At 68.4% G+C, this 5,908-nt stretch carries 7 protein-coding genes; 4 read left to right on the top strand and 3 right to left on the bottom strand.

Annotated features, from left to right (window positions below):
• The 4 genes from D455_RS0122220 to D455_RS0122205 all read left to right on the top strand — a co-directional run.
• On the top strand, positions 1–380 hold a 380-nt coding region (locus D455_RS0122220), incomplete at its 5' end, for a DegT/DnrJ/EryC1/StrS family aminotransferase (RefSeq protein ID WP_026122877.1).
• Positions 381–422: 42 nt separating this feature from the next.
• Positions 423–1,727, top strand: a complete 1,305-nt coding sequence (locus D455_RS31350; RefSeq protein WP_017572889.1) for a DUF6365 family protein — start codon at positions 423–425, stop codon at positions 1,725–1,727.
• 50 nt (positions 1,728–1,777) lie between these two features.
• The gene (gene fabG / locus D455_RS0122210) at positions 1,778–2,563 is read left to right on the top strand and encodes a 3-oxoacyl-ACP reductase FabG (RefSeq protein ID WP_017572888.1); all 786 of its coding nucleotides are present in this window, start codon (positions 1,778–1,780) and stop codon (positions 2,561–2,563) included.
• 76 nt (positions 2,564–2,639) lie between these two features.
• Positions 2,640–3,575 (top strand): quinone oxidoreductase family protein, encoded by a 936-nt coding sequence (locus D455_RS0122205; protein ID WP_017572887.1) that lies wholly within the window; start codon positions 2,640–2,642, stop codon positions 3,573–3,575.
• Between the two features lie 49 nt (positions 3,576–3,624).
• On the opposite strand, the gene D455_RS0122200 is transcribed toward D455_RS0122205, so the two are convergent.
• The 3 genes from D455_RS0122200 to D455_RS35555 form a co-directional block, all read right to left on the bottom strand.
• A complete protein-coding gene (locus tag D455_RS0122200; RefSeq protein WP_017572886.1) occupies positions 3,625–4,341 on the bottom strand; it encodes an AfsR/SARP family transcriptional regulator in 717 nt (238 codons plus the stop codon).
• An 883-nt stretch (positions 4,342–5,224) separates the two neighbouring features.
• Entirely contained in the window at positions 5,225–5,500 is a 276-nt protein-coding gene (locus tag D455_RS35940) for a response regulator transcription factor (protein WP_169552661.1), read from the bottom strand.
• Between the two features lie 9 nt (positions 5,501–5,509).
• Positions 5,510–5,908: response regulator (locus D455_RS35555; protein WP_241480319.1), on the bottom strand; the 399-nt coding region annotated here is incomplete at its 5' end.

Here is a 5,908-nt window from a genome sequence, read left to right as displayed (position 1 = left end):
GGCTACCGGAGTTCGTGAGCCGACGTGCCGAGATCCACACCCACTACGACCGGGCCCTGGCCGACGTCCCCGGCCTGCGCCTGCCCCCAGCACTCCCTGAGGGACACACGACCAGCGGCTACTTCTACTGGGTCCAGATGGACTCCGCGTACAGGGACGGGGTCGCCGCGGACCTGAGGGACGCCGGGGTCTACACCACGTTCCGCTACCCGCCGCTGCACCTGGTCGAGGCGTTCCGCCCGGCCGTACCGGTGCACCTGCCGAACACCGAGGTGGCGGCCGAGGAGACCCTGTGCCTGCCCATCCACCAAGGCCTGTCAGACAGCGACCTGTCCGCCGTGACCAGCGCGCTGCGCGCCTCCCTGGAGGCACGACGGTGAGCACCAGAGGACATGTCACCACGGCGATCTGAGAGAAGACGTATGCAACTGCTGTTCATCGCCCCGGTGGCGAAGACCTACCACGAGACCACGCTGGGCCTCGACCTCGCCGACCAGTTGTCGGGCGCGGGCTTCGCCTCGCACTTCCTGGTCGACCCCTACAACTCCGAGCAGGTGCGCGCCCGTGGTCACGCCCACACGACCGCCGCGCCCGGACAGGGGGACGTCCGGGAAACAGTGGACTCACTGGTGCGGTCCGTACGGCCGTCGGCGATCGTGCTCTGTGACTACCTCGCCTACTGGATGGCGATGGCGAAGGGCCACCGCACCGACCCCTGGTTCATCGACCGGTACGACCTGCCGATCATCCCGGTCGACCCCTACGACCTCGCGGGCACCGACTTCAGGATCGACGTCCTCGGCCACGCGGACGAGCTGGACCGGCGGATCCTCGACCTGCCCGCCTCGCTCCTGCCGGTACCGATGGCGCGACCGGAACCTGCCGGGACACGGGCACTGCCCTACCGTGCCACGACCTCGCTCCACCCGCTGACCACTGAGCGACGCCGTGACCTGCGCCGTTCCCTGGGAGTGGGCGATACGGGGCGTCTACTCATGATCCCCACCCTGGACTGGCAGAACACCGTCCGCCTCCGGGGCACCGACGTGGCCCGCGCAACCGCCACGCGGATCCCGGAACTCGTCACGGACTACCTGCTCCAACTTCCCGAGACGACGCACTTCGCCATGCTGGGGCCGCGTTTTCCCGCTTACGACCGCCTCCCGGCCGAACGCACCCGTGTGGTCCCCGACTACTCGGCCCAGGACTACGACGACATCGTGGGCGCGTCCGACGGTGTGTTCGCCTTCCACCTCCCCGCGTTCGCGCTGGAGCGGGCGGTCCACACGGACGTCCCCGGGATGGTCGCGCTCAACTCGTTCGACGTCGGGGGCCGTGCCGGGGTCGACCGGATCGCCGGGGCCTTCGGCGACGTGGGACCCGCGGTGGAGCGGTTGGTCACCGGTTTCCCCGGGAGCCTCCCCTCCTTCACCATGTGGCCGCTGGGCTGGAACTCCTTCCTCCGCCCCGGGTTGGTGGACAACCCCTACCCAGCGGTGGGGTTGAAGGAGGAGATCCTCGATGAGACCGCGGTGGTGCGGAAACTCCACGAACTGCTGTACGACGAATCCCTGCGTGCCCGCCTGGCCGCGAACCGGGCGTCCTACCGCGAACGGATCGAGGCGCTGCCGGAGACCGCCGAGACCTTCCACACCGCGTTGGGCCGCCACCGGTCCGGTCCCCACGATTCCGCCCCTTCTCGAGGCCGTCTCAAGGCCCGCCCCTGACCCTGGAACCGAACGTTCGTGCCCTCCCCTCATCAGCCTCGGAGATCAGTATGGATGCAGAACACAAGCCCGTCGCCCTCGTCACTGGAGCCACCAGCGGTATCGGCCTCGCGGTCGCGCGAGGACTCTCCCGCCTCGACCACCGCCTCCACATCTGCGCGCGCGACGCCGACGGCGTCGCCGACACCGTCAAGAGCCTGCGCTCGGAGGGCGTCGAGGTGGACGGAACCGTCTGTGACGTCTCCGACCCCGAGCAGATCGAGGCTCTGGTGACCGCGGCCGTCGAGCGCTGGGGGCGGATCGACGTCCTGGTGAACAACGCCGGACGCAGCGGCGGCGGTGTCACCGCGGAGGTCACCGACGAACTGTGGACCGACGTCATCGACACCAACCTCAACAGCGTCTTCTTCGTCACCAAGCAGGTACTCAAGCGTGGCGGCATGCTGGACCGCGGCCACGGTCGGATCATCAACATCGCCTCCACCGGGGGCAAGCAGGGTGTGGTCTTCGGCGCGCCCTACTCGGCCTCCAAACACGGTGTCGTCGGACTGACCAAGGCCTGGGGTCTGGAGCTGGCGAAGACCGGGGTGACGGTCAACGCCGTGTGCCCGGGCTTCGTCGAGACCCCGATGGCCGAACGGGTCCGTGACCACTACTCGGACGTGTGGGGAGTCTCCACCGACGAGGTGTTCGAGCGGGTGACCAACCGGGTGCCGATGGGCCGCTACGTGGAGCCGGAAGAGGTGTCCGCGATGGTCGACTACCTGGTCGGTGACGGTGCGGCAGCGGTGACCGCGCAGGCGCTGAACGTCTGCGGTGGCCTCGGCAACTACTGAGCCCGGACCCCGATTCGAAAGGGAGACCATGCGCGCTGTTCAGTGCCACAGGTACGGCCCACCCGAGGTCCTCTGTGTGGCGGAGACGGCCACTCCGGACCCCGGCCCCGGCCAGGTCCTCGTCGAGGCCGAGGCGATCAGCGTCGGTTACGCCCAGACACAGATGCGTCGGAACGCCTTTCCCGCGCCCATGTGGCGGCCGTCGTTCCCGATGGTCCTGGGCGGAGACGTGGTGGGCCGGATCGTCGCCCTCGGCCCCGACGTCGACGGTTGGCGGGTGGGTGACAGGGTCGGCGCGTTCACGCTCTACGGCGCCTACGCGGAGTACGTGGCCGTGGACGAGGACACACTCGTCCCGGTCCCGGAGGGCCTCAGTCCGGAAGAGGCCGCCATCCTGCCGGGAACCGGGCTCATCGCCGCGGGCGTCCTGGACACGGCCCGTGTCGTTCCGGGGGAGTCCGTGGTCGTCCACGCCGCGGCCGGGGGGATCGGGCACATAGCGGTCCAGCTCGCGCGGCGGTCGGGTGCCCGGGTCGTCGGTGTGGTCGGTTCCTCCGCACGCACCGACTTCGTCCGGTCGCTGGGTGCGGACGCCGTGGTGGAGTCGGGTGCCCCCGACTGGGTCGACCGCGTCCGCTCGGCCGCGGGAGGCGCCGGGCCCGACGTGGTGCTCGACGGGGTGGGGGGTCCACGGCTCCTGGAGGGTGTGGACCTCCTGGCCCCGTTGGGCCGTCTGGTCTTCTACGGTTCCTCCGACGGTGACCTGGACATCCCCGAGGTGTCGGTGATGCGGCTGATCGCGATGAAGCACGTGACGGGATTCGCCCTCTCGGTGTGGCGCGCGGCCCGGCCGAAGGCGTACCGGCGGGCGCTGGAGGACCTGACCCGGGGACTGGCCGACGAGTCGATCGTCTCCCGGGTCCAGGCCAGGTTCCCCTTCGAGGAGGCCACGAAGGCACACGCCCTGGTGGAGTCCCGGACCTGCAACGGACGAGCCGTCCTGATTCCCTGACCTGCCCGGGTGGTCCCCTCGGTTGGAGAGGGGACCACCTCCGTACGGGTCAGGCCCCCAGAAGCTCCATGTGCAACCGCTCCAGCTGGGGAGAGGGGTCGATACCGAGCTGGTCGTTCAGGGTGCTGCGCAGGTAACGGTAGGCCTCCATCGCGTCGCTCCGGCGCCCACTACGCTCCAGGACGCGGATCAGCTGCTCATGAATCCATTCGTCGTACGGGAAATAGAGGGAGAGAGACCGGAGTTCAGCCACGAGGTCATCGTTCACACCACTCTCCATCTGGGCATGGATCCTCATCTTCAGCACACTTCTGTAGTTCTCTTTCAAGTGTGTTACGTGAGCATCGAGCATGGGCCCCAGTTTGACGTTGGAAAGCGGGCACCCATGCCAGAGGGAGAGTGCCTCCTGGAATACCACGGCCGCCTCGCCCCATCTTCTCCCGTCGTAGAGAGGGCGCCCCTGGTCGACAAGCGATTCGAAAACATGGAGATCGATGGAGTCCTCGTCCATATGGAGGACGTATCCCGGAACGCTCGTGATGAGTCTCTCATCCAAATCGGGGCCGACCCGTGCCAGGAACTTGCGGATCTGGTAGATATACGTCTGGATCGTGGTGCGTGCACTGCGGGGAGGATCGTCGCCCCAGATCTCCTGGATCAGCAGTTCCGTGGGGACCAGCTTGTTCGCCCGTAGGGCCAGCATGGAGAAGACCTGGAGAACCTTGGGCGCACTCGGGGTGAAGTCGTGTCCCCCCTGGCTGATCACCAGCGGACCGAGCAGTTCGACACTCAGTCCCCCTGGGGCGGACGAGGCTCCGACATCGTCTTTTTTTACGCGAAAGCTACCCTCTACACCTTCCACTGCATCTCCCAGCAAGTAAGCAGAATTTACAGGAAGTTAAACAAACAGAAGCCACGTGGGGGATTTGTGGATGCGAAAGCTCGAAGTGGGTGATCAAGGTTCGGACAACAGATGAGCATCACCGAAAAGGGCATGAGTAAACTACAGGAAAGTTTTCCGCCGCAACAAGGGGAGAAAGTGTCCTCATGTGGACGGCGTCCTCGCTTGACAAGGAAGCGTCGACCCTTCCCGGATTGAATACGCAGGCCGCGGGATCGCCGGTCCTCGACCGCCCCTTGTTCTCAGGTGTTGATGCTGGTCACACGAAGTCAAGCGACTTCGGAACCAAGAAGGGGTCACGGACGCGTTCCGACCACGGGAATATTCGGTGGTGTGGCGACCGCGGCTGAGCGTGCCTCTTTTGGCGTACTGACACAGACCTTCGGCCCCGACTCGGTCGAGGCGGTGGCCGCCCAGGACGGCGCCCTCCAGCACCGGCACCGTGAGCTACCCGCCCCCTCCGACTCCCCACCTCGTGCTGGCCCCGTGGCTGTGGCGCGACCTGTCCCACAAGGAAGTCCGGCACCGTCCGGTCGACGGCTGCGCGTTCAGCGGCGGCGCCCGGACCTGCCCGTGCCAACCTCGGGCGCGCACCCCGGGCCGTAGCGTGAGCTGGGCCCGCGAGTACCTCCGCGCCTCCTCCCCGACGTTCCCTCGGTGAGGGACACCCCCTCGTTCCCGGCCGCTCCGGTGATCCGCGCCCCGGCGCCCTGGGGGGGAACGTCGACACCCTCGACCGGGTCTCCCGTCAGGACGTCCCGTTCGCCCACCTCCCCGCCACCCGCATCGCGCGGTGGCGCGGCGACGCGGGTGGCGGAGCGCCGTAGTACCAGCGTTCGCCTGTGAGCCCGATGTCGTGGGCGATGATGGCGGCCTGCACGCGGTTGCGTACGCCCAGGCGCACGTACACCGCGCTGACGTGGGTCTTGACGGTGTCCTCGGCCAGGTGCAGCTCACGGGCGATGTCGGCGTTGGACGCGCCCGAGCCGAGCAGGGTCAGGACCTGGCGCTCACGCGCGCTCAGGGCGGCGACTCACTCGCGGTCGGGGGAGGCATGCGCCTCCCGCCGCGCGCGGAAGCCCGGGATCACGCGGCGGGTGACCTTCGGGGACAGGAAGGCCCCGCCCTCGGCGACCGTGCGCACCCCGGTGAGGAGCTCACGGGGCGGGGCCGCCTTCAGCGGGAAACCGTTCGCGCCGCCGTCCAGGGCACGCGCCGCGTACTCGTCCGTGCCGAAGGTGGTCAGCGTGGCCACGGCGGTCGCGGGCGAGGCCCGATGGACCAGGTCGATGGCGGCGAGGCCGTCGGCGCCCGGCATCTGGATGTCCAGCAGCGCCACGTCCGCACGCGGCCGCCCCGCCTCCAGGGCGGCGAAGCCGCCCTGGAGGCAGGACCGATCGCGCGGAGGAGTAGGCGTAGTATCCGCCCCAGA

This window comes from Nocardiopsis halotolerans DSM 44410 (genome assembly GCF_000341065.1).
Taxonomy (GTDB): domain Bacteria; phylum Actinomycetota; class Actinomycetes; order Streptosporangiales; family Streptosporangiaceae; genus Nocardiopsis; species Nocardiopsis halotolerans.
This window is presented reverse-complemented; position numbering and strand designations above follow the sequence as displayed.